This is a genomic window from Diaphorobacter ruginosibacter, from assembly GCF_040396215.1.
GTDB lineage: Bacteria > Pseudomonadota > Gammaproteobacteria > Burkholderiales > Burkholderiaceae_C > Diaphorobacter_A > Diaphorobacter_A ruginosibacter_A.
In genome coordinates, this window is record NZ_JBEBOW010000006.1 from 17,101 (window position 1) to 37,515 (window position 20,415).

At 57.3% G+C, this 20,415-nt stretch carries 19 protein-coding genes; 10 read left to right on the forward strand and 9 right to left on the reverse strand.

From position 1 onward, the window contains the following. Positions 1-10: 10 nt before the first annotated feature. From ABWP92_RS01930 to ABWP92_RS01960, 7 genes are all read left to right on the forward strand, one after another. On the forward strand, positions 11-1,246 hold the full coding sequence (locus tag ABWP92_RS01930; protein WP_353233652.1) for a putative hexosyltransferase: 1,236 nt from the start codon (positions 11-13) through the stop codon (positions 1,244-1,246). Next, positions 1,243-1,749: a hypothetical protein gene (locus ABWP92_RS01935; RefSeq protein WP_353233653.1), complete on the forward strand. Its 507-nt coding sequence runs from the start codon at positions 1,243-1,245 to the stop codon at positions 1,747-1,749. Before ABWP92_RS01930 ends, ABWP92_RS01935 begins: the two co-directional genes overlap by 4 nt. An 80-nt stretch (positions 1,750-1,829) precedes the next feature. After that, a complete protein-coding gene (locus ABWP92_RS01940) occupies positions 1,830-2,756 on the forward strand; it encodes a glycosyltransferase family 2 protein (protein WP_353233654.1) in 927 nt (308 codons plus the stop codon). Further along, positions 2,746-3,423: a GNAT family N-acetyltransferase gene (locus ABWP92_RS01945; protein WP_353233655.1), complete on the forward strand. Its 678-nt coding sequence runs from the start codon at positions 2,746-2,748 to the stop codon at positions 3,421-3,423. Before ABWP92_RS01940 ends, ABWP92_RS01945 begins: the two co-directional genes overlap by 11 nt. A gap of 40 nt (positions 3,424-3,463) precedes the next feature. Continuing rightward, positions 3,464-3,880, forward strand: a complete 417-nt coding sequence (locus tag ABWP92_RS01950) for a GtrA family protein (RefSeq protein WP_353233686.1) — start codon at positions 3,464-3,466, stop codon at positions 3,878-3,880. Next, on the forward strand, positions 3,861-4,997 hold the full coding sequence (gene rffA / locus ABWP92_RS01955) for a dTDP-4-amino-4,6-dideoxygalactose transaminase (protein WP_353233656.1): 1,137 nt from the start codon (positions 3,861-3,863) through the stop codon (positions 4,995-4,997). Before ABWP92_RS01950 ends, rffA begins: the two co-directional genes overlap by 20 nt. Before the next feature lie 83 nt (positions 4,998-5,080). Beyond that, entirely contained in the window at positions 5,081-6,262 is a 1,182-nt protein-coding gene (locus ABWP92_RS01960) for a glycosyltransferase family 4 protein (protein WP_353233657.1), read from the forward strand. Here the strand turns inward: ABWP92_RS01960 and ABWP92_RS01965 are convergent. The 8 genes from ABWP92_RS01965 to metK all read right to left on the reverse strand — a co-directional run bounded on the left by ABWP92_RS01965 (position 6,255) and on the right by metK (position 17,025). After that, positions 6,255-8,096 (reverse strand): glycosyltransferase, encoded by a 1,842-nt coding sequence (locus ABWP92_RS01965; RefSeq protein ID WP_353233658.1) that lies wholly within the window; start codon positions 8,094-8,096, stop codon positions 6,255-6,257. The two genes, ABWP92_RS01960 and ABWP92_RS01965, sit on opposite strands and share 8 nt — an antisense overlap. 26 nt (positions 8,097-8,122) lie before the next feature. After that, positions 8,123-10,132, reverse strand: coding sequence for a tetratricopeptide repeat protein (locus tag ABWP92_RS01970; protein ID WP_353233659.1), 2,010 nt, complete (start codon positions 10,130-10,132; stop codon positions 8,123-8,125). 240 nt (positions 10,133-10,372) lie between these two features. Then, a complete protein-coding gene (locus ABWP92_RS01975; protein ID WP_353233660.1) occupies positions 10,373-11,422 on the reverse strand; it encodes a bifunctional nicotinamide-nucleotide adenylyltransferase/Nudix hydroxylase in 1,050 nt (349 codons plus the stop codon). Positions 11,423-11,491: 69 nt separating this feature from the next. Continuing rightward, complete coding sequence (locus ABWP92_RS01980) at positions 11,492-13,192, reverse strand: NAD+ synthase (protein ID WP_353233661.1); 1,701 nt, start codon at positions 13,190-13,192, stop codon at positions 11,492-11,494. Between the two features lie 3 nt (positions 13,193-13,195). Further along, the gene (pncB, locus tag ABWP92_RS01985; RefSeq protein ID WP_353233662.1) at positions 13,196-14,419 is read right to left on the reverse strand and encodes a nicotinate phosphoribosyltransferase; all 1,224 of its coding nucleotides are present in this window, start codon (positions 14,417-14,419) and stop codon (positions 13,196-13,198) included. A 64-nt stretch (positions 14,420-14,483) separates the two neighbouring features. After that, positions 14,484-15,353 (reverse strand): cysteine hydrolase family protein, encoded by an 870-nt coding sequence (locus ABWP92_RS01990; protein WP_353233663.1) that lies wholly within the window; start codon positions 15,351-15,353, stop codon positions 14,484-14,486. A gap of 82 nt (positions 15,354-15,435) precedes the next feature. Then, positions 15,436-15,609, reverse strand: a complete 174-nt coding sequence (locus ABWP92_RS01995) for a DUF1328 domain-containing protein (protein WP_353233664.1) — start codon at positions 15,607-15,609, stop codon at positions 15,436-15,438. A gap of 231 nt (positions 15,610-15,840) precedes the next feature. Beyond that, on the reverse strand, positions 15,841-17,025 hold the full coding sequence (metK, locus tag ABWP92_RS02000) for a methionine adenosyltransferase (RefSeq protein WP_353233665.1): 1,185 nt from the start codon (positions 17,023-17,025) through the stop codon (positions 15,841-15,843). Positions 17,026-17,154: 129 nt separating this feature from the next. Here metK and ABWP92_RS02005 point away from each other — a divergent pair, with 129 nt between their 5' ends. Together ABWP92_RS02005 and ABWP92_RS02010 are read left to right on the forward strand one after the other, a co-directional pair. Beyond that, complete coding sequence (locus ABWP92_RS02005; RefSeq protein WP_353233666.1) at positions 17,155-18,024, forward strand: lysophospholipid acyltransferase family protein; 870 nt, start codon at positions 17,155-17,157, stop codon at positions 18,022-18,024. After that, a complete protein-coding gene (locus ABWP92_RS02010) occupies positions 18,021-18,902 on the forward strand; it encodes a lysophospholipid acyltransferase family protein (RefSeq protein ID WP_353233667.1) in 882 nt (293 codons plus the stop codon). The genes ABWP92_RS02005 and ABWP92_RS02010 overlap by 4 nt, the downstream gene beginning before the upstream one ends. Before the next feature lie 22 nt (positions 18,903-18,924). On the opposite strand, the gene yihA is transcribed toward ABWP92_RS02010, so the two are convergent. Continuing rightward, positions 18,925-19,677, reverse strand: coding sequence for a ribosome biogenesis GTP-binding protein YihA/YsxC (yihA, locus tag ABWP92_RS02015; RefSeq protein WP_502907432.1), 753 nt, complete (start codon positions 19,675-19,677; stop codon positions 18,925-18,927). An 84-nt stretch (positions 19,678-19,761) separates the two neighbouring features. Between yihA and ABWP92_RS02020 the strand changes: the two genes are divergently transcribed. Further along, positions 19,762-20,391 (forward strand): c-type cytochrome, encoded by a 630-nt coding sequence (locus ABWP92_RS02020; protein WP_353233669.1) that lies wholly within the window; start codon positions 19,762-19,764, stop codon positions 20,389-20,391. Positions 20,392-20,415: the final 24 nt, after the last annotated feature.

A 20,415-nucleotide genomic window follows, 5' to 3' on the forward strand; every position in this document is an offset into this window, starting at 1 on the left:
AGGTGGTTGTATGACTGAGCTAATTGTGAATAACAGCAGAAAAAGATTTATTTCAACAGCTCTTGTTGTTGTCATTCTACCTGTACTTTATTTTTGTATTTTATGGGTTTTTGTCGGCTCTACTCCCCTGAGATGGGATGCTGGGTGGTATAGGAATATTGCAGAGAACGGGTATAGATTTAATGGAGATATATGGACGCAAAATAGCGTGGCTTTCCTGCCTGGCGCATCCATGTTTCTTTGGCTAATAAGGATAGTATTTCAATTAAATTATGAACACGCTCAAATATTATCGTCGATAATTACATATGCTATCGGCTCAGTATGTTTTCTGATTTATCTTGAAGGCAAGATGAGAGTTGAAGCAGCCGGGATGACAATTATTTTTCTAACTTTTAGTCCTTTTGGCATCTATTTATTTAACGGGTACTCTGAATCATTGTTTTATTGTATTGTGGGTGCATTCATTGTATTTTTAGAGAAAAGGAAATTTATTATATGCTCCCTGTTGGTCGGATTTGGAATAATAACCAGACCTCATGGGATTATATTGCTTCCTATATTGTGGGCTTGGTGGGCATATCCGTTGATTAGTAGAGGGAGTAGGGCGCTTAATATATGTAGAAGCTTGCTCAGCTCTATGTTTCATGGATTGCCATTGATGCTGTTGGCGTTGATGATTCCGATGGCATTGACGGTTTATTACTATGTGTTTTTTGGTGATTCATTGATTTATGCCAATGCGCTTACTGCATGGCATGGCAGTAAGAGTAGCTTGCCGTTTTTCTTTGAGAGGCTTTTTGATTGGGGTTCTGCACCAATTTCAAAGACCCACTTGATAAAGCGAATGGATAATTATCTTAATTATTCGGTTGAGCCTGTGAAATTAGCCTGTACGCTTTTTTTGATTAATTGTATTACATTAATTATTTTTTCAAAGAAGCTTATTAAGAATAACTTGTCTATTCTTTTTTCTTTTCAGCTCGGCATAATATTTTTTTCCATATTGACAGGCTCATTTCCGAATTTTGGACGCCATACGATATTTTTATTTCCAATGGCGATTGTTGCAGCGCTATTGCTGAATGATTTGTATTCTTGGTGCATTGCGGGAAATTTTTCTAATAAAATTAATTCTGCGGGTGGTATTGCTGTCTTTGTTTTGATAGTGAGTGTATTTTTATTGTCTTTTTCGTTATTCGTGCAATATGGGCTTATGCAGTTGAATGGGATTTGGGTGTCATGAAGCCTGTTTTTTCTCTTTTGATAATATTAATTTGGGTATTTTTTGTTGCAGAAACGGGAAAAAAACCAATTGAATATTTCGAAGAAAAATCCACTGTATTGATGCCTAATGAAATTGTTGACTGGATGAATAAGGATCGAAAATTATACATGGCTGGCTTTTCTCGGGCGGAGCCAAATTTCCGCTGGAGCAAAGATGAGGAACAGCATATATGTTTCAAGCCAGTAGAAAATATCCATCAGAAAAATAATGTCAAAATTTCAATGAGTATTTTGATGCCTAATATATCGATTGGTAAGGACTTCTATGTGGGTGAAAAAGGGAAGCTAGAGCAAAGAGCTTGCTCGTCTGTTGCATGCTCTGTTGAATTTGATGTTCCTGTATCTGGGAGTGACGGACGAATTTTATGTGCTTATATAAATGCGCCTTCTATTCTTAAAGTAAATGGTGATTATAGAAATTTGGGTTATAAATTAATATCTTTTAAATACTCAATTGAATAATTAATGAATTAGTTTTGATAAGTGCTGAGCAATATTTAATGTCCTCGGTGTTATTTTAGGGTTATCATAATTTATTAATCATGCCTCATATATCGGTGGTTGTTCCTGTTTATAAAGCAGATGAGTGTTTGGATGAATTGTGCTCGAGGCTGAGTACTGTTTTGGAGAGAATCGCCGATGATTTCGAGGTCATATTAGTAGAGGATTGCGGTGGTGACAAATCTTGGGATCTAATTCTTGATATTTCAAGGAAAGATCCTCGTTTTAAAGGAATTCAATTCAGCAGGAATTTCGGTCAACACTATGGTATTACTGCGGGATTGGATCACTGTGATGGCGACTGGGTGGTCGTCATGGATTGTGACTTGCAAGATAGGCCTGAAGAGATTGAGCGTTTGTATCGCAAGGCTCAAGAAGGGTTTGATATCGTACTTGCCCGAAGGGGGGACCGGCAGGACCCTCTCTTGAAGAAGCTGACCTCTGAGATCTTTTATAAAATATTCAGTTATTTGGCTGACATGGAGTACGATGGCCAGACAGGGAATTTTAGAATTATTTCTAGAAAAGTTGTAAATAGCTTTAAAGCCATGAGAGAACAACTAAGGTTCTTTGGAGGGCTGGTCACATGGATGGGTTTCAAAACAGCAAGTATCGATGTTCAACATGATGAACGCTTTGCTGGGACTACAAGCTACACTTTTGCAAAGTTATGGCGGTTGGCTTGGCACACCATTATTGCTTATTCCGATAAACCTCTTCGATTGGCTATTCGGTTTGGATTCACTCTGAGTGGACTTGCTTTCTTGTATGGCGGGTACGTAGTGGTCCGGGCATTGATGTATGGATCACCAATTATGGGCTGGAGTAGCGTTATCGCATCAATGTATTTTCTCGGAGGGATTATTATTGGAATCCTCGGGATAATTGGTGTTTATTTGGGTAAGGCATTTGATGAGGCCAAGAAGCGTCCTTTGTATATCATAGATAGGACAACCCATGAAAAATGAATTTCATGAGTTCATTTTCACTCCATGGGATTCTGCCGTATTTGGCGTGCCTACTTTCGAGATCGGAGAGTTATCTCATGATCTTTTGCTACGAGCATCGAAAGAGACAGGACACTACACAATAAAGGTTGACCCACTCACGCCCAAGGAATTGCTGCATGAGTTTGGATTTTACTATTGCGATACTCTGATAGAGCCGGTTTGTGAAATTCAGAGTTTTGTCTCTTATCCTAATGATCATGTTGAGATCAGGTCGAACGTGGCATTGGAGGATTTGTTGTCCATCTGTGATGGTGCATTTCAGCATGGGAGATTTCATCGAGATTTCAATTTGAAATCGTCGTGTGCCGATGCTCGATATAATAATTGGCTTTGCCAGCTACATAAATCAGGCAAGGTTTATGGCTTGTTTTACGAGCATGAGCTTTCTGGGTTTATCGCGGTTGAAAATGGGAAATTATTGCTTCATGCGGTATCCATTAATCAAAGAGGACGCGGGTTGGCTAAGTATTTATGGAGTCCAGTTTGTGAGATGCTCTTCAATCAGGGAATCAACAGGATAACCAGCTCTGTATCCACTACCAATCTGGCGGTTGTTAATCTGTATTCCCGAATTGGATTTACCTTTCGACACCCTCTAGATGTCTATCACCGGATGACGAGATAGTTTTGATATACCCCTCATAAGAATTTGAGATTTGGATTGGATGAATGGTGTGACCCGGCAGTTTTTTAAATATGTATTGGTTGGGTTGTTGTCCAATTTGGTATGCTACGCCATATATTTGATTCTAACTATGTTTGGGATGGGGCATAAATTTTCCATGACAATGGTTTATATGCTTGGGGTTTCTCAGACCTTTGTTGTGAATAAAAGATGGACATTTAACTATAAGGGTCGGGGCGACTGGATTTTTTACAGATATTGTTTTGCCTACGGTGCCGGCTATGTACTGAATCTTTTAGGACTCACTTTTTTTGTGGATATGGGCGGATTTCGGCATGATGTTGTTCAGGCGTGCATGATTTTTGTGGTGGCCATTTTTCTTTTCTTGTTGCAGAAATTTTGGATATTTCGCAATAAAAATACGAACATGGAAGTAAATGATGAGAATTCCTTTTAATAAGCCGTACATGGTTGGTAAAGAACTGTGGTATATCGCTCAAGCACATGCCAATGGCCATTTGGCTGGCGATGGAAGATTTACTCGTCAATGCTCCCAATGGCTGGAACATAACTCTGGAACAGAGAAAGCATTGCTGACGCACTCCTGTACGGCAGCACTGGAAATGGCCGCAATGCTGGCTGATTTGAAGAGTGGTGATGAAGTTATAATGCCTTCTTATACCTTTGTCTCAACAGCAAATGCTTTTGTCCTCAGGGGAGCGGTGCCTGTTTTTGTTGATATTCGGGCAGATACATTGAATATCGATGAGAAGCTAATTGAGGATGCAATAACTCCGCGTACTCGCGCCATCGTTCCTGTTCATTATGCAGGAGTGGCCTGCGAGATGGACACAATAATGGATATTGCGCGCAGGCATAATCTCGTTGTTATAGAGGATGCTGCCCAAGGCATCATGTCAACCTATAAGGGGAGGCCGTTGGGATCCATTGGTCATATGGGTTGTCTCAGCTTCCATGAGACAAAAAATATCATTTCCGGAGAGGGTGGTGCGCTGCTTATCAATGACGCTGAGTATGTACAACGGGCTGAAGTAATCAGGGAAAAGGGAACGAACCGTAGTCAGTTTTTTCGAGGGCAGGTTGATAAGTACACATGGTGTGATCTTGGGTCCAGTTTTCTCCCCGGTGAATTGATCGCGGCTTTTTTATGGGCACAAATGGAAGATGCTCACAATATTACAGCGCAGCGTATGGCATTGTGGAATCAATATCATCATGCGTTTGCTGCCCTGGAGCAGGATCAATTGATTCGGCGTCCTGTTATTCCTGATCATTGCCGGCATAACGCTCATATGTATTATTTGCTATTGCCGGATTTGAAGGGGCGCACTTCTTTTATTGAGTCTTTAAAAGGTCGTGGAATATCCTCTGTATTTCATTATGTTCCACTCCATTCTGCTCCCGCGGGCAGGGCGTTTGGTCGTGCGCATGGTGATATGGCTGTGACAAATGATCACTCTGAAAGACTTGTGCGCTTACCTCTCTGGATTGGACTGGAGGGGGAGATTGAGAATGTGATTTCATCCGTTGGGGATACCCTTGCCCTCTGTTGATTAATATTGAAATTGTTGATGAGTATGCTTGGGGTGGATATGAGTTTTTCCCCTCGCTTGGTTAGGGATGGAATAACTTCGAAATGCTTGATTTGATCCTCTTGGTGGATTCGCTGCATCCGCCCTTGACCGGAATCGGACGCTATACCTACGAGTTGACTCGTCGGTTACAAGGTTGCGATGAAATCACGCTTATGCGTTATTTCTCTATGGGCAGGTGGATACAGGACCCGTTGTCGGAGTTGACAGTCAAATTGCGTAATTCTGCGAATACGAGAGGAGCTAATGATACGGTTTCTTTTCGTAGCCGGATGGCAAGAAATCGGATGATTGTCAGAGCATATAGTACGATCAGTCCTGCTTTGTTTGGGTGGCAATTGCGAGGGAATAGAAAATCAATTCTGCACTCCCCGAATTTTTCATTGCCTCCATTTAGTGGGAAAAGCGTGAGTACTGTACATGACTTGTCGCATATTATTTACCCTCAGTTCCATCCAGCAGCGCGAGTGGATTTCTTAAATATTAGTTTGGGGCCAAGCCTGGCTCGGGCTGATCACGTCATCACTGTTTCAGAAACGGTTCGGCACGAGATGATTGAGCGTGGATTGATGCCTCCAGATCGGGTGAGCGCAATCCATCTGGCAGCAGATTCGGTTTATCAGCCGCATTCAGACGATATGTTGCAGCCTGCAATGGAGGCGCTGGGGTTGACGGCGGGGGGATATTGCCTGTTTGTGGGCACCGTTGAGCCACGCAAGAATGTGGAGCGTCTGATCAGGGCCTATGGGCATCTGCCTGCGGAGTTGCGCCGAAGATGGCCGTTGGTCGTGGCGGGCGGCAAGGGGTGGAATTCCGATGCCACTCATGCGCTCATGGCGCGCGGGCAAGAGGAAGGGTGGTTGCGTTATCTGTCATTTGTGGATCAGCAATGGCTTCCTGCCTTGTATGCGGGCGCCCGGCTGATGGCGTACCCATCGTTGTATGAAGGCTTTGGGCTGCCTATCGTTGAGGCCATGGCGAGCGGTACGCCTGTGTTGACTTCCAGCGTGTCATGCATGCCTGAGGTGGCTGGCGGAGCCGCGAGGCTGGTCAACCCCCTGGATCTGGATGAAATGGCCTATGCGCTGCAGGATTGTCTTGCCAATGAAATATGGCGGACGGAGGCCCGTGCGCGAGGGCTTGCGCGTGCTGCTGCGCTTTCTTGGGATCGTTGCGCCGAGCAGACTGTGGATGTCTATAAGCGCGTGCAGGACAGTGCTATTTGATGCGCCTGTAGGCAAGGCCCATCAGTGATGACGTGACCATGTATCGGAATGCCTGCGCCCAGGACCGGAAAATGCCTGAGCGGTCGATCTTTAGGGTGTGCATTTCCAACTCGACTTCACTGATCGGAAGATTGTTGCGCCGGGCGAGCATGAGGGTGCCGACGTCCTGGTAGTCAAGCAGCATGGCCTCGGTGGATATGGCTATGTCGATCGCTTTACCCCGATAGACCCGGAAGCTTGAGACGAAGTCGCGCAGCGGCAGCCCGGTGAGCAGCCGATACCATTTCCATGCAAGGCGGCGTGCCATGCTGTGTTTCGAAGAAAAGTAGCCTACGGTGATTCCCGCGCTAAGGGCTGGTGTGCCGCGTGCTAGCAATTTCGGCAGTTCCTCGACTTCATACCATGTGTCCATGTCGATGGTGACCACGGTCTGAAACCCATGGGCTTTGGCGTAGCGGAGTCCTGTCTGCAGCGTTCCCCACGATGTCATTGCAAGCAGCGGCCGCAGGAGACGGGCGCCAGCTTGTTCTGCTCGATTGGCAGTGCCATCGGTGCTGCGATTGTCAACCACAAGAACTTGCGCGCCTGGCAACAGAGCCAGTGCTCGGCGCACGACATGCGCGATTTGATCTTGCTGGTCGCGGGCGCTGATGACGAGCATTGTGTCCCTGCGGGGAGCGACTGGCACCGATTCGGGCGCAAGCGCACGATAGTGGCGTGCCACCATGCGTTCGCAAGGCGTTATGTTGAAGTACCGGTGCAAGGCACGCAGGCCTGCTTCGCCGTAGCGCGTGCGCAATTGAGGGCTGTGCTGCATGCGCGCAATGGCGCTGCGCCAGGCTGGTATGTCTTCGAACGGCACCAGTAAACCGTTTTTGGCCTTTGATACGACCCATGGCATTCCGGAGCCGGGCAAGTCCGTCACGATGCATGGTTTTGCATGCTGCATGGCTTCCAGGAGGACTATGCCGAAAGCTTCCGTGCGTTCGCGCGATGCCAGGCAGAAGACGTCGCAGCTTTGCAGCATGGCATGTTTTTGCTCCTCGCTGACGGGGCCGGTAAGCCGCACTTTGGGCCTTGCGCCTGTGGAACAGGTGGAATGGATCAGCTGCTGCAATGATTCATGCAGCTCGCCTTCGCCAGCAATCAACAGCTCCACATTCGACATGGCCGCCACTGCGTTGATCAATGTTTCGAAGCCTTTGTAGTATGTCAGGCGGCCAATCGAAAGCAGCCTCAGTTGTGTGCCTTCGCTCCATCCAAGCTGTGGGGGCGGCTCATGAAGTATTGGAGAGGCTGTCAGGTTGATGCCCAACGGGATGACTTGGCATTTGTTACGCCAATTCTGCAGGGCCCGGCTGGCCTCGAGATATTTGGGGGACGTGACGAACACTTCCTGAGAACGTTCCAGCAATGCCTGTTCGAACGGGCGATAAAGAGCGTAGGCCAGTGCGAGCGAAAGTCGGATGTTGGAGACGACCACGTCGGAGTGCCAGTGAATGACCCATGGAACACGCCGCGCGATAGGCAAGGTCAGCGCCCAGAGCGCCGAGTTGTTGGGCAGATGCAGGTGCAGGACGTCGGGGCGGATGCGTTCGATTGCTTTGCCCAGGGCCGCCCGGAAGCCTGCGGCCATCGGCGCATACACCAGGCTGAATTGCACGGGGATGCGTTCGATCCAGGGCGGGTCGCCGGGCTCGGGGTCGCCGTGGACCAGGGCATGGGCGTCGATTCCCTGTTGGCGTTGTTCGTGGATCAGGTCGGAGAGGAACACCTCCATGCCGCCGCGGTACGGAGGGTAGTACTTGCCGATGTGGAGTACGCGCAGTGCCATGCCGTGAGGTTCCGTCCGGCGCGTCGTCAGGGCTTGCCGGAGGGCATGCGGGCGATCTGCGCCTTGGCCATGGCGTAGCGCTGGGCGTTGGCGGGGTCGGCCTTTGCGGCCAGGTCGAGGTCTTTCAGGGCGCTGTCCTTGTCGTTCATGCCGAGCTCGGCCATCGCGCGCGCATAGTACGCGGGGCCGCTTGGCGCTTTGGCGATGAGGGTGTCCATTTGCGTCTTGGCCTGGGCCGCGTGGCCCTTGCCGGTCAGGGCCATCGCCAGGCCGACCATGGCGCGGGAGTTCTGCGGCGATGTCTTGAGAACGGCTTCGTAGTCGTTGACTGCGTCGTCGTATCTGCGGATGGCCATGCCCGTTTCAGCACGGCGCAGGTGCACTTGCTCGATGAGCTGTCTGGCTCCTTCGCCGTCGTTCACGTCGGAGCGGCCTGTCTTGAGCGCCTCTCCATAGGCGTCGAAGGCTTCCTTGGGGTGGCCAAGCGCCGCGTAGGCTTCGGCGCGCTGATACCACAGCGTCTGGCCCTTGTAGCCTTCGTCCTGCGCGGCCTTGAAGGAGCGGATGGCGTCGGCGTACTTCTTTTGCTGCAACTGGGCCACGCCGATGCTGAAGCGGGCGTTGCCGTTCAGGTCGTTGAGCGCTTCGGCGGTCATGAAATCGCGTTCGGCCTGCGCGAAACGGCCGCGCGACATGCGTTCGGTGCCGAGGTTCAGATAAGGCCGGTGGCGGCCTACGGCGTTGGCCGGGGCCTTCAGGTCCACCTTGCTGGCTGCGTCCTCCCAAATGGTTTCAGGCGACTCCATGGACATCACGCGTTCGATCGCCAGGCCGCCGAAGACGAGGGCCAGTACCATGCCGATGAGGTAGATGGTGCGGGGCCTGAAGCCGGTCAGCACGATGGCGATGAGGCCTGGTATGCCGACGGCCCAGAGGTAGCTGCGATAGAGCACCAGCGGGTCCTGCAGCCATACGGTGGCGAATTCGGTGAAGAACCACAGCAGCGGGAACAGCAGGCACAGGGCGGCAAGGCGCAGCACGCCGTCCTTGCGCAGCACGGCCCAGATGGATGCGGCCAGCAGGACGACATAGGCCAGTGCGCCAAGCAGGGGCAGGGCGGAGCCGTAGGAGAGGGGGAACGCCGGGCGCATGTCGACGGACATGGCGCCGACGTAGGGGATGATCCAGAGGGAGCCGTAGACGAAGAAGAGCGCTGCCTGATTCAGGATGCTCAGGCCGTAGATCTTGCCGCCCACGTCCGGGCTGATGGCCTGCAATTGCTTGAGATAGGCGGCCGACTGGCTGTCGATGAGATGGCCGACCAGATTGCCGTAGATGCTCAGGACCGCGCCCACGGCCAGGGCGAGCACCACGGCCGTGGCGGCTGAAACCAGGGCGATCTTTTTCAGCGAAGGGCGGCACACATAGACATAGAGCGGCGCGGCCATGGCGACCGTGAGCGCGGCCTGTTCCTTGGAGAGCGCCGCGGCGATGTAGCAGGCGGCGGCGCCGATGAACCAGGCGACACGCCCGCTTTCCAGGCCGCGAACGTAGGTGAAGCAGGCCAGCACGGCAAACAGCGTTGCCATCAGGATCGAGCGCTGGATCAGGTAGCCGACGGTGTAGACCGCGACGGGATTGAGCGCGAACACGATGAGCCCCACGCGCAGCGCGGCATCGCGCGACGACTGGAAGTGCTCCTGGTTCTCTATGTCGTGTGGGAACCGCGCAAGGGCCATCAGCCGCCTGAACAGCGCATACAGGGCTCCCACCGTCAGGATGTGCAGGACGATGTTGACGATGCGCTGTTTCCACCAGCCTTCGCCGAAGAGGTCCTGTATCCAGACGAAGCTGCCGTAGGACAGCATGCGCTGCTTGAACTGCAGCAGGCTGCCGTATTTCCCGAAGACGTTGCCTTCCTGGAGACGCAGATCGTCAAAAAAAAGCTGGTTGCTCAGGCCCGGGAGGTAAACGCACAAGATGGCTGCGACCAGCAGGATCGCGAACAGGACGGAAGTCTTGGATATTTTTGCCATTGGTGTGGGTGTGACAGGGCCTTGCATCGGTGAGCGATGAGTCTATCAAACCAGGGGAGGCAAATCGCATGAATGTATCTACATGTAAATCCGCATCGGAGCATGACACGACGAAGCCTGGATTTCAGGAAACCTTTTCTCTGAAAACGCCGGTGGTTGTTTTGAACACGTTCTTACAACAAATCGTGAGGACGCACAAAAACAGGCACGGTTAAAGAGCGTAGGCACCGGCGAACCCCATCACGGATCGACGGTCGTGATCCGCTCCTGCAGGAAATGGCAAAGGATCTGGAAATGGTCCTCGAAGAATCCTGCTTCGCTGGCTGCTATGTCCGCGATGGGCATCCACATGGCCTGTGCGGCATCGTCGTCGGCGCGCACGTCGGGCAGCGGGTCGTTCATGCCGAGGTCGAAATAGTGGGCGTGGGTGATGGTTCTGCCGCGCTGGCTGCGGTCGGGATGGTCGAAGACGTGGACCTCGCGCAATGCCTGCTCCAGGCGCTGCGCCGGAACGTCGCAATGGGTTTCCTCCGCCAGCTCGCGCAGGCACGATTGCCAGATGCTTTCGCGCTGCTCGATGAAGCCGCCGGGCAGGGCGAGCAGGCCGCGCCCGGGCGCATGGGCGCGGCGGATCAGCAGGACGTGATCTCGGCAGCGCAGCAGCGCATCCACGGTGACGAACACCGGCGCGTAGGGCGCGCTTGCCCAGGCCTCGCGATAGCCGCGCAGCATGCGCCATTCGTTTTGCAGCTCGGCGAATTCAGGCTGGCTGGCGAATCGTTCGAGCAACTGGCGGGTGGAGGGCGGGAGGACGTCGTGGAACGGGGACAGCGTGATCGGGATGGTCTGCGCCGTGGCGCCGAAATAGGCGTTGCGGATCATGGTGGCGTCGATTTCGCCCTGGCGCGGCAAGGGGATGAGTTCCCAGCCGGGAAAGGAGCCCAGGTAGCTGCTGCTGGAGTCCTTGAAGTGGCCGACCAGGCCGATCCGCGAGGCGGGTTGCGTCCGCTTGCCCACGGCTTTGCGCACTGCGCATACCCAACGGGCTTCGTCATAGTAGTCACGTACCGGCACGACGTCGATGCGCGCGCGGTCGCCTTCGTGCAGGCTGCCGAGCAGCATTTCGGCGCGCTCCTCCCAGGTGAAGGGGTTCTTGGGCGAGCGTGCCTGGAAGGCCGATCCGATGATGACGATGACGCGCCCGGCGGCCTGGAGCGCATGGGCAAGGAGCGCAAGATGCCCCGTGTGAACCGGCTCGAAGCGGCCGATGAGGATGGCGGTGTCGTACATGTGTCGGAACTGGTGCGGTGAGCCCCGCCCGCGCGGCGGGCGGCGGGGCAATGAAGAGTCTTGGAACGTTCAAATGTAGCGCGCGGCAATCGGCATCTGGCGGCCCGAGCCGAATGCCTTGGCGCGCACGCGGATGATGGGTGGCGCCTGGCGGCGCTTGTATTCGCTGCGCGCGACCATCAGGCGCACGCGCTGGATCAGTTCGCGCCCCTTCTTGCTGGTCTGCTGGCGCTGCATGAAATCGCGCGCGCGGTCATATTCGCTGGCCGACAGGCCATCGCCTTCGATGAGGATCTTGAGGATCTCGTCGAGCACCGGGTAGGGCGGCAGGCTGTCCGCGTCGCGCTGGCCGGGGGCGAGCTCGGCGGAGGGCTCCTTTTGGATGATTGCCTGCGGGATGATCTCGCGGCCCGCGCTTTCGTTGATGTGCTGCGAGAGCGCGAATACCTCGGTCTTGTACAGGTCGCCGATCAATCCGAGGCCGCCGTTGGTGTCTCCATAGAGCGTGCAGTAGCCCACGGAGAGCTCGGACTTGTTGCCCGTGGTGAGCAGCAGGTTTCCAAACGCGTTGGAGTATTCCATGAGGATGGTGCCGCGCACGCGCGCCTGCAGGTTCTCCAGCGCAAGGCCCTCGAGCGGCTGGCCGAACGCCTGCAGGAACTGCCGCTCGTACTGGCGCACCAGGTCCGCGATCGGGTGTGTGTGCAGTGGGATGCCGAGGTTGCCGCACAGCGCCCGGGAATCATCGACCGAGCCCGTGCTTGAAAAGTGCGATGGCATGGTCACCGCGGCGACGTTCTGCGCGCCCATGGCCTGCACCGCCAGCGCCAGAGTGAGCGCGCTGTCGATCCCGCCGGAGCTTCCCACCAGCACCTGGCGGAATCCGCAGCGCCGCGCATAGTCGCGCAGGCCGAGCACGATCTGCTCACGGTAGAACGCCATCGTGGGCAGCCCTTCGGTGGGCACCGAGGGCAGCGCCTCGTTGCCGTTCAGGGAGAAGTGGCCGTCGCTCAGTTGCAGCGTGCGCACGTCTTCCACGAAGCGCTGCGCCTCGAACACGACGCCGCGCTCGGGCTCCACGGCGAAGGATGCGCCGTCATAGACGATCTGGTCCTGTCCGCCGATCTGGTTCACATACAGGATCGTCAGGTTGTGGCGCCTTGCCGCATCGGCAAACACCTGGTGGCGCTGCTCGCGCTTGCCCACGTTGCTGGGGCTGGCGTTGATGCTCACCACCACTTCGGGCGCGGCGTCCGCCATGCGCATGAAGGGGTTGGCCGCGTAGTCGGCGCCCTTGTCGTTCCAGCCGTCCTCGCAGATCAGGAAGCCGACCTGCGTGCCCGCGATGCGCAGCACCCTGGCCACGTCCGCGCCGGGCTCGAAATGGCGGCGCTCGTCGAAGATGTTGTACGTGGGCAGCAGTTGCTTGTCGTACCGCAGGCGCACCTCGCCGTCTTGCACGACCAGCAGGCTGTTGTGCAGATGTTTGCCCGGGCCTTCGCTGCGCGTGGGGGCGCCGATCACCCAGTGCAGCCCGGGCAGCGTGGCGGAGGCGCGCTTGAGTGTGGCGATGCCTTCCTCGATACGGCCGATAAAGTGCCTGTCGTCCAGCATGTCGCCGGGGTAGTAGGCGCACAGCGCGAGCTCGGTGAACACGATCATGTCCGAGTTGTCCCGCGCTGCCTTGCGCGCCGCGGCGATCATCATTTCCACATTGCCCTCGATGTCGCCGACGGTGAGGTTCAATTGCGCGAACGTGATGCGTAGCATGGCTTAGTTCTCCAGGCCCCGGGTCTGGGGATCGGGCACGTTGAAGACCTGCCGCAGATAAGCAAGGAAGGTTTCGTCGTCGCACATGGTTTTTCCGGGGCTGTCCGAGAGTTTCGCCACGGGCTGGCCATTGGCGTGGACGATCTTCATGACGATGTTCAGCGGCTCGAGTCCCATGCCGTTGGTGAGCTGCGTGCCGATACCGAAGCCCAGTTGCACGCGATCACCGAAATGGTGATAGAGCGCGAGCGCGCTGTCCACATCCAGCCCGTCGGAGAACACGAAGCGCTTGGTGTTGGCATCGATGCGAAGCCGCTGATAGTGCGCGAGCGCCTTCTCGCCCCATGCGTAGGGATCGCCCGAGTCGTGCCGCAGGCCGTCGAACAGCTTGGCGAAGTAGAGATCGAAGTCCGCGAGGAACGCATCCATGCCGACGGTATCGGTGAGCGCGATGCCCAGGTCGCCTCGGTATTCCTGTACCCATTCCTCGAGCGCCAGTTTCTGGAAATCGCGCAGCCGCACTCCGAGTGCCTGGTAAGTCTGGAGATACTCGTGCGCCATGGTGCCGATCGGAACCAGGCCGAGGTCGCGCGCCAGCAGCACATTGCTCGTGCCCTTGAACCACTGCGGCGTCTGCTCGGCCAGGGACTGGACGACCTCGCGCTGCCACTGTGCGCTGAATCTGCGGCGCACGCCGAAATCGAACATCTCGAACGGATGGCGCCGCCCGGTCTCCCCGGCAAGCGCCTGGATATGCGCGATTTTCCGCGCGAGCTGCCTGCGCCCTTCGGCCAGCGCGGCCTGCTCGTCAAAGCGGCGGAAATAGAGCTCGTTGACGATGGCCAGCACGAAGATCTCGAACGCCATCACATGAACCTGCGGCCCGGCGGCGACGATGTGCAGTGTCTCGCCTTCGGCATATGCGCGGATGAACGAGCGCTGGAACTGGAAGATGCGCAGGAAGTCGATGAAGTCGCTCTTCATGAACCGCAGCGAGCCGATGTAGTCCAGCTCGTCCGGCTGGAAGCGCAGCGCGCACAGCGCATCCAGTTCCGCGTCGATTTCGCCGAGCAGTTCGGTCAGCGGATAGGCGGGTTTGTTGCGGCAGACGAACCGGTATTCCACCTGCACCTGGGGATGCCGGTGCAAGAGCGCCTGCCACATCGTGAACTTGTACAGGTCGGTGTCCAGCAGGCTGGTGATGATGGGCTTGCCCTGGTTTTGCATGGTGTCCTACTTGGCTCTATGCGCTTGCGCCTTGGCGGCGCCGATGCGGGATCGTCCGGTGGCGTCAGAGCGTCAACGTGGCCGATTGCGCCAACCGCACCCGCAGAGTGTGCATGGATTCGAGAAAGGCCGCATGCTCGCGCTCGAATCCGCCCACGGGGCTCATGCAGTCGGCCAGCAGCGTGATGCGTTCGGGCGTCCAGCCCGGCACAAGCCGTGGCAACAGTTCGATGATGTGTTCGGTGGTGGCGCGCACGCAATGGCTACTGGCCTCGCCCGCGATGACGAGGTGCTCGGCCTGTCCGAGCGCGCGCAGCAGGGATGTGTTGGCCTGTGTCTGCGCATCGGCAGGGTCGGGTACCTCCGCCTGGATGGCGCTGTAGTGTTCGGTCCAGGGATTCATTCCCTTGAATACGTTTCGCACCGCCTTGTGCCGCGCGAGCTGCCAGGCGCCGCAGGCGGCCAGCACGTCGGCATGCACGCCATGGCCCCAGCTGCCGATCTCGCAGTGCACGGGCCAGATCATCAACGTGTAGCGGCCCCGGGATTCCAGCGCATCCATGTAGCCCAGCACGCATTCGGCCGCGCTGGAGTCTCGCGGCGTGAATTCGCCGCTTCGCACCTGGGCCGCCGCGATCGGCGTGAAGGCAGGCACGTCCCCACCGTCGCCCCTGCGCCAGAAGCCTGGGTGCGCGACGTCGTGGCGCTGGTGCGAATCCAGCGTCACCGTGATTTCCGAGATGCGCGGCGCGTTGCGCTCGATGAAGCGCGCCAGCCTTTGCATGTCCGCATGCGCGCCTTGGACCGGCAGCGCGGGCGACGTGCTGCGGCCATTGCCTGGATGGGCGCCGTGCCAGCTCTCGGGCAGATCGCAGAAGTCGTTTTGCGGATCGATGATGAGCAGCTGGCTGCCGCCGCCGGAGTTCGTCGTCATGAATGGCCCTTCGGGTGCTCGATCGCCGCAGTGTAAACATGCGCGGCGAGCTTCCCCGGCAAGGGCGCTGGGGACCGCCTGCCTAGCTGATGGCTCCTATTCCCAGAATGGCCAGCACGATGAAGATCACAGCGATCACGAGGAAGATGAAGAACAGGATCTTGGCGATGCTGGCGGCGCCCGCGGCGACTCCTGTGAAGCCGAGCACGCCGGCGATCAGTGAAATGATGGCAAAGATGATGGCCCACTTGAGCATGAAAACCTCCGCAAACTGGGTGTGGATCTGAGTCCTCAGCTTAAGGTGGGGACTTCGTGCGCGGCGGTGGGCGCAAGTGGGCTCTGCGCGTAGGCGAAGATTGACAGATAGCGGGTGGATGATCCGTGCGGATGCCTGAAAAACAATGAAAGCCGGATTCGCGAGGGGGTTGTCGCGGATCCGGCTTGTGCGGGGTACGTGCCGCCTTGGGGGCTGCCTTTGCGGGAAGGCTTATTTCAGGCCGGCGGCCGAGCGCAGCAGCGCCACTCTGTCGGTGCGCTCCCAGGTGAACTCGGGCTCTTCGCGGCCGAAGTGGCCGTAGGCGGCGGTCTTTTCATAGATCGGGCGGCGCAGGTCCAGCATCTCGATGATGCCACGCGGACGCAGGTCGAAATGGGCTGCGACGAGCTTGGCGATTTCCGCATCGGGGATCACGCCCGTGCCTTCGGTGTACACGGTGATGTTCATCGGGCGCGCCACGCCGATCGCGTAGGCCACCTGCACCTGGCATTGGCGGGCCAGGCCCGAGGCCACCACGTTCTTGGCGACGTAGCGTGCGGCATAGGCAGCGGAGCGGTCGACCTTCGTCGGGTCCTTGCCGGAGAATGCGCCGCCGCCGTGCGGGCAGGCTCCGCCGTAGGTGTCGACGATGATCTTGCGGCCGGTCAGCCCGCAGTCGCCCTGCGGGCCGCCAACGACGAAGCGGCCTGTCGGGTTGATCAGGTATTTGGTGTCCAGCAGCCATTCCTTGGGCAGGACCGGCTTGATGATCTCTTCGATGATGGCTTCGGTGAAGCTGGCCTTCATCCTGGTGGCCGATTCCGACTGGTCGGGGCTGTGCTGGGTGGAGAGCACCACGGTGTCGATGCTGTGGGGCTTGCCGTCCACGTAGCGCATCGTGACCTGGCTCTTGGCATCCGGGCGCAGGAAGGGCAGGCGGCCGTCCTTGCGCAACTGCGCCTGGCGCTCGACGAGGCGGTGCGCGTAGTAGATCGGAGCGGGCATCAGTTCGGGCGTTTCATCGCATGCGTAGCCGAACATCAGGCCCTGGTCGCCGGCGCCGATGTTGAGCTCGTCGTCGCTGGCCCTGTCCACGCCCTGGGCGATGTCCTGGCTTTGCTTGTCGTAGGCCACGAGAACCGCGCAGCCTTTGTGGTCGATGCCGTATTCGGTGTCGTCATAGCCGATGCGCTTGATGGTATCGCGGGCCACCTGGATGTAGTCCACGTTGGCGCCCGTGGTGATTTCACCGGCCAATACCACCAGGCCGGTGTTGGTCAGTGTCTCGGCCGCCACGCGGCTGTGCGGGTCTTGCGCGAAAATAGCGTCCAGAATTGCATCGGAGATCTGATCGGCCACCTTGTCGGGATGGCCCTCGGATACGGATTCCGATGTGAAGAGAAAGTCGCTCGCCATTGAATAAACTCCTTGGATATCAGCTTTTGGGGCGTTGCCCAAGCAAAGGAGCTTTGGCGAACGCTTTAGCAGACTTGTTTTACGTCGCTCTGCAAGTTGCTCATTAACTCAGCGACAGCGCACATTCTAATGCTTTCCTTCTTTCGTCTGTTGTCCGCATTGCCTATAGGCCTACTGCACCTGCTCGGGGCGGTCATGGGCTGGGTGACCTTCGCCCTGTCGCCCACGTACCGCAGGCGCTTCATCGCCAATGCGCGGCAGGCGGGGTACGGCTTCGGGCAGGTTCACGCGGCCGTGGGGCATGCGGGCCGGATGGTGTTCGAGATGCCGCGCATCTGGCTGGGCAGGCTGCCGCCCTGCACGATGGTCAACGAGGAAGTGGCCCTGCGGGCCTATGCGGCGGGCAGGGGCATTCTGTTCCTGACGCCGCATATCGGGTGCTTCGAGCTGTCGGTGCAGGATGCGGCGCGCAAGTGGGCGGCGACGCACGGCGAGATCACGGTGCTGTATCGCCCGGCGCGCCAGGCATGGCTGGCGCAGATACTCGAGACCGCGCGCAATCGCCCGGGCGTTCGCGCCGTTCCCACCACGCTTGCGGGCGTGCGCCAGATGATCAAGTCGCTGCGCAAGGGGCATGCCGTGGGCTTGCTGCCCGACCAGGTGCCGCCGCAGGGGCTGGGCGTATGGTCGCCGTTTTTCGGGCGTGACGCCTACACCATGACGCTTGCGGCCCGTCTTGCCTTGCAGACGGGCGCGGCCATCATCGTCGCGCGCTGCGAGCGCCGCTCGTGGGGCCGTGGCTACAACCTTTTTTTGGAAGAGCTGGAGGCGCCCTTGTCGCCAACGTTGGAAGTCGCAGTGCAGGAAATCAACGCCGCCATGGAGCGGACCATTCGCCAATGCCCGGAGCAGTACCTGTGGGGTTATGGCCGTTACAAGCAGCCGCGTGTCGATCCGCTGGTGTCCGCCGCGACGGCTTCGCAGCAGGAGCAGGCATGAACTGGAGCAAGCTGGGCGTGGGCCTGATGCATGTGCTTGCGAAGCTGCCGCTGCCCGTGCTGCGCGGCCTTGGAAAGTTTGTCGGGCGTGTGCTGTTCGCGCTGGCAGGACAACGGCGCAGGATCGCGCTGCGCAATCTGGAGCTTTGCTTTCCCGATATGCCCGAGCCCGAGCGCCGGGCGCTCGCCCGGCAGAGCTTCGAGGCGTTCTGCCAGACCTTTCTGGACCGCAGCTGGCTGTGGTTCGGCTCGGAAGAACTGGTGCGCAGCCGAGTCAGGCTCGAAGGCGCGATCCACGAGCTTGACGGGGATACTCCCACCATCGTCTTCGCGCCGCATTTCTACAGCATGGACGCGGGCGGCCTGGCGCTGCCGCTGAATACCTCGCGCGAGTTCACGTCGATCTTCGCGACCAATCCCGATCCGGTGCTGGACGAATGGTTCATGCAGGGGCGCCAGCGTTTCGGGAATGTGCGCATGCTCAATCGCGCGGATGGCGTCAAGCCCATCATCTCCTGCCTGCGAAAGGGAGGGCTGCTGTATCTGCTGCCCGACATGGACTATGGCCGCAACGATTCGGTCTTCGTGCCATTTTTCGCGGTGCGCAACACCGCCACCATTCCGTCGCTCTCGCGCTTTGCGCGCCTGGGCAAGGCCAAGGTGGTCGCGCTCTACAACGAGATGACGCCCGATGGCTACGTCGCGCATCTCACTGCGGCCTGGGAGAATTTCCCGACCGAGGATCATGTGGCCGACACAGCGCGCATGAACCGCGAACTGCAAGAGGCCATCATGAAGATGCCGTCGCAGTACTACTGGGTCCACAAGCGGTTCAAGACGCGCCCCGAGGGCGAGGCGTCGTTCTACGCAAGGAAGTAAATGGTGTGGGCCGGGGGCTGGATCAGCCTTGCTGGGGCGGTTCACCGGCCTGCGGCAGATCCTGCGCCTGCGCCTGCGCGGCATCGGCGTGCGCCGCCTGGTCAACGGGCGGATGCGCCCACTGCCAGAGCAGCTGCGCCACGTCCTCCACGCCTTGCTTCTTGAGCGCCGAGAACAGGCGCACCTCGCCGCCGCCCGCGTTCAGCCGGGTGATGGACAGCGCCTTGGCCTGTTCGCTGCGGGTGAGCTTGTCGGCCTTGGTCAGGATCACCAGGAACTTCAGGCCTTGTTCGACCCTGGGACGCACGGCTTCGAGCAGGGCCTCGTCCAGTTCGGTCAGGCCCAGGCGCGGATCGCACAGCAGCACGATGGCCGTCAGGCTGGGACGGCTGACCAGGTAGTTGAGCATCACGCGCTGCCAGCGCAGCTTGTCCGAGCGCGATACCGCCGCGTAGCCATAGCCCGGAAGGTCGGCCAGGACCGCGTCGGTCACGCCCTGTTTGCCGAGCGCGAACAGATTGATGTGCTGCGTGCGGCCCGGCTTCTTCGAGGCGAATGCAAGCTGCTTTTGCTGTGTGAGCGTATTGATGCAGGTGGATTTGCCCGCGTTGGAGCGGCCGACGAAAGCGATTTCTGGAACGGACACTTCGGGGAGTTGATCCAGTTGGGCCGCGGTAGTGAGAAAACGCGCCGTATGCATCCACCCCATTGCCGTCTTTGCGTCCGGTGCTATGTTCGAAGAATTTGTCATAGGCACTTGCTGATTTATTGACATATGTCGGGTTTCCAAGGGATGGCACGAAAAGCCCCCCATTGTAGAATGGTGAGGTTTTGCACTCATAAGAAAAGAACCCTCGATATGAAGTTGCTTGCCTCTTTGCTGATGGCTATTTCGGTTGTGGCTACAGCCGTTCCCGCACTTGCTGCCGATGAGTCGGCGTCGAAAACGCCCAAGCCCGATCTCGCCAAGGGCGAGGCCAGTTTCGCCCTGTGCGTTGCCTGCCATGCGGCGGATGGCAACTCCACGATCGCCGCCAATCCGGTTCTCGCGCAGCAGCACCCCGAATATCTGGTCAAGCAGTTGCAGGAGTTCAAGTCCGGCAAGCGCGACGACCCGGTCATGAAGGGCATGGCTGGCACGCTGTCCGATGACGACATGCGCAACGTCTCCTGGTGGCTCGCAACCCAGAAGGCCAAGCCGGGGTTCTCCAAGGACAAGGAACTGGTGTCGCTGGGCGAGAAGATCTACCGCGGCGGCATTCAGGACCGGAGCATCGCCGCCTGCGCGGGCTGCCACAGCCCGAACGGTGCCGGCATTCCGTCGCAATATCCGCGTATCAGCGGCCAGCATGCGGATTACACGGTCAAGCAATTGATGGATTTCCGCGACGGCAAGCGCGGCAATAATCTGATCATGACACAGGAGGCCGCCAAATTGAACGACCGCGAAATCAAGGCGGTATCTGATTACATCGCCGGCCTTCGTTAAAGTAGTTCAAGGTCGTTTCGGGTT

Coding starts and splice junctions, on each gene's coding strand:
- ABWP92_RS01930 (WP_353233652.1), top strand. CDS start 11: ATGACTGAGCTAATTGTGAATAACAGCAGAAAAAGATTTATTTCAACA.
- ABWP92_RS01935 (WP_353233653.1), top strand. CDS start 1,243: ATGAAGCCTGTTTTTTCTCTTTTGATAATATTAATTTGGGTATTTTTT.
- ABWP92_RS01940 (WP_353233654.1), top strand. CDS start 1,830: ATGCCTCATATATCGGTGGTTGTTCCTGTTTATAAAGCAGATGAGTGT.
- ABWP92_RS01945 (WP_353233655.1), top strand. CDS start 2,746: ATGAAAAATGAATTTCATGAGTTCATTTTCACTCCATGGGATTCTGCC.
- ABWP92_RS01950 (WP_353233686.1), top strand. CDS start 3,464: ATGAATGGTGTGACCCGGCAGTTTTTTAAATATGTATTGGTTGGGTTG.
- rffA (WP_353233656.1), top strand. CDS start 3,861: ATGATGAGAATTCCTTTTAATAAGCCGTACATGGTTGGTAAAGAACTG.
- ABWP92_RS01960 (WP_353233657.1), top strand. CDS start 5,081: ATGCTTGATTTGATCCTCTTGGTGGATTCGCTGCATCCGCCCTTGACC.
- ABWP92_RS01965 (WP_353233658.1), bottom strand. CDS start 8,096: ATGGCACTGCGCGTACTCCACATCGGCAAGTACTACCCTCCGTACCGC.
- ABWP92_RS01970 (WP_353233659.1), bottom strand. CDS start 10,132: ATGGCAAAAATATCCAAGACTTCCGTCCTGTTCGCGATCCTGCTGGTC.
- ABWP92_RS01975 (WP_353233660.1), bottom strand. CDS start 11,422: ATGTACGACACCGCCATCCTCATCGGCCGCTTCGAGCCGGTTCACACG.
- ABWP92_RS01980 (WP_353233661.1), bottom strand. CDS start 13,192: ATGCTACGCATCACGTTCGCGCAATTGAACCTCACCGTCGGCGACATC.
- pncB (WP_353233662.1), bottom strand. CDS start 14,419: ATGCAAAACCAGGGCAAGCCCATCATCACCAGCCTGCTGGACACCGAC.
- ABWP92_RS01990 (WP_353233663.1), bottom strand. CDS start 15,353: ATGACGACGAACTCCGGCGGCGGCAGCCAGCTGCTCATCATCGATCCG.
- ABWP92_RS01995 (WP_353233664.1), bottom strand. CDS start 15,609: ATGCTCAAGTGGGCCATCATCTTTGCCATCATTTCACTGATCGCCGGC.
- metK (WP_353233665.1), bottom strand. CDS start 17,025: ATGGCGAGCGACTTTCTCTTCACATCGGAATCCGTATCCGAGGGCCAT.
- ABWP92_RS02005 (WP_353233666.1), top strand. CDS start 17,155: ATGCTTTCCTTCTTTCGTCTGTTGTCCGCATTGCCTATAGGCCTACTG.
- ABWP92_RS02010 (WP_353233667.1), top strand. CDS start 18,021: ATGAACTGGAGCAAGCTGGGCGTGGGCCTGATGCATGTGCTTGCGAAG.
- yihA (WP_502907432.1), bottom strand. CDS start 19,677: ATGTCAATAAATCAGCAAGTGCCTATGACAAATTCTTCGAACATAGCA.
- ABWP92_RS02020 (WP_353233669.1), top strand. CDS start 19,762: ATGAAGTTGCTTGCCTCTTTGCTGATGGCTATTTCGGTTGTGGCTACA.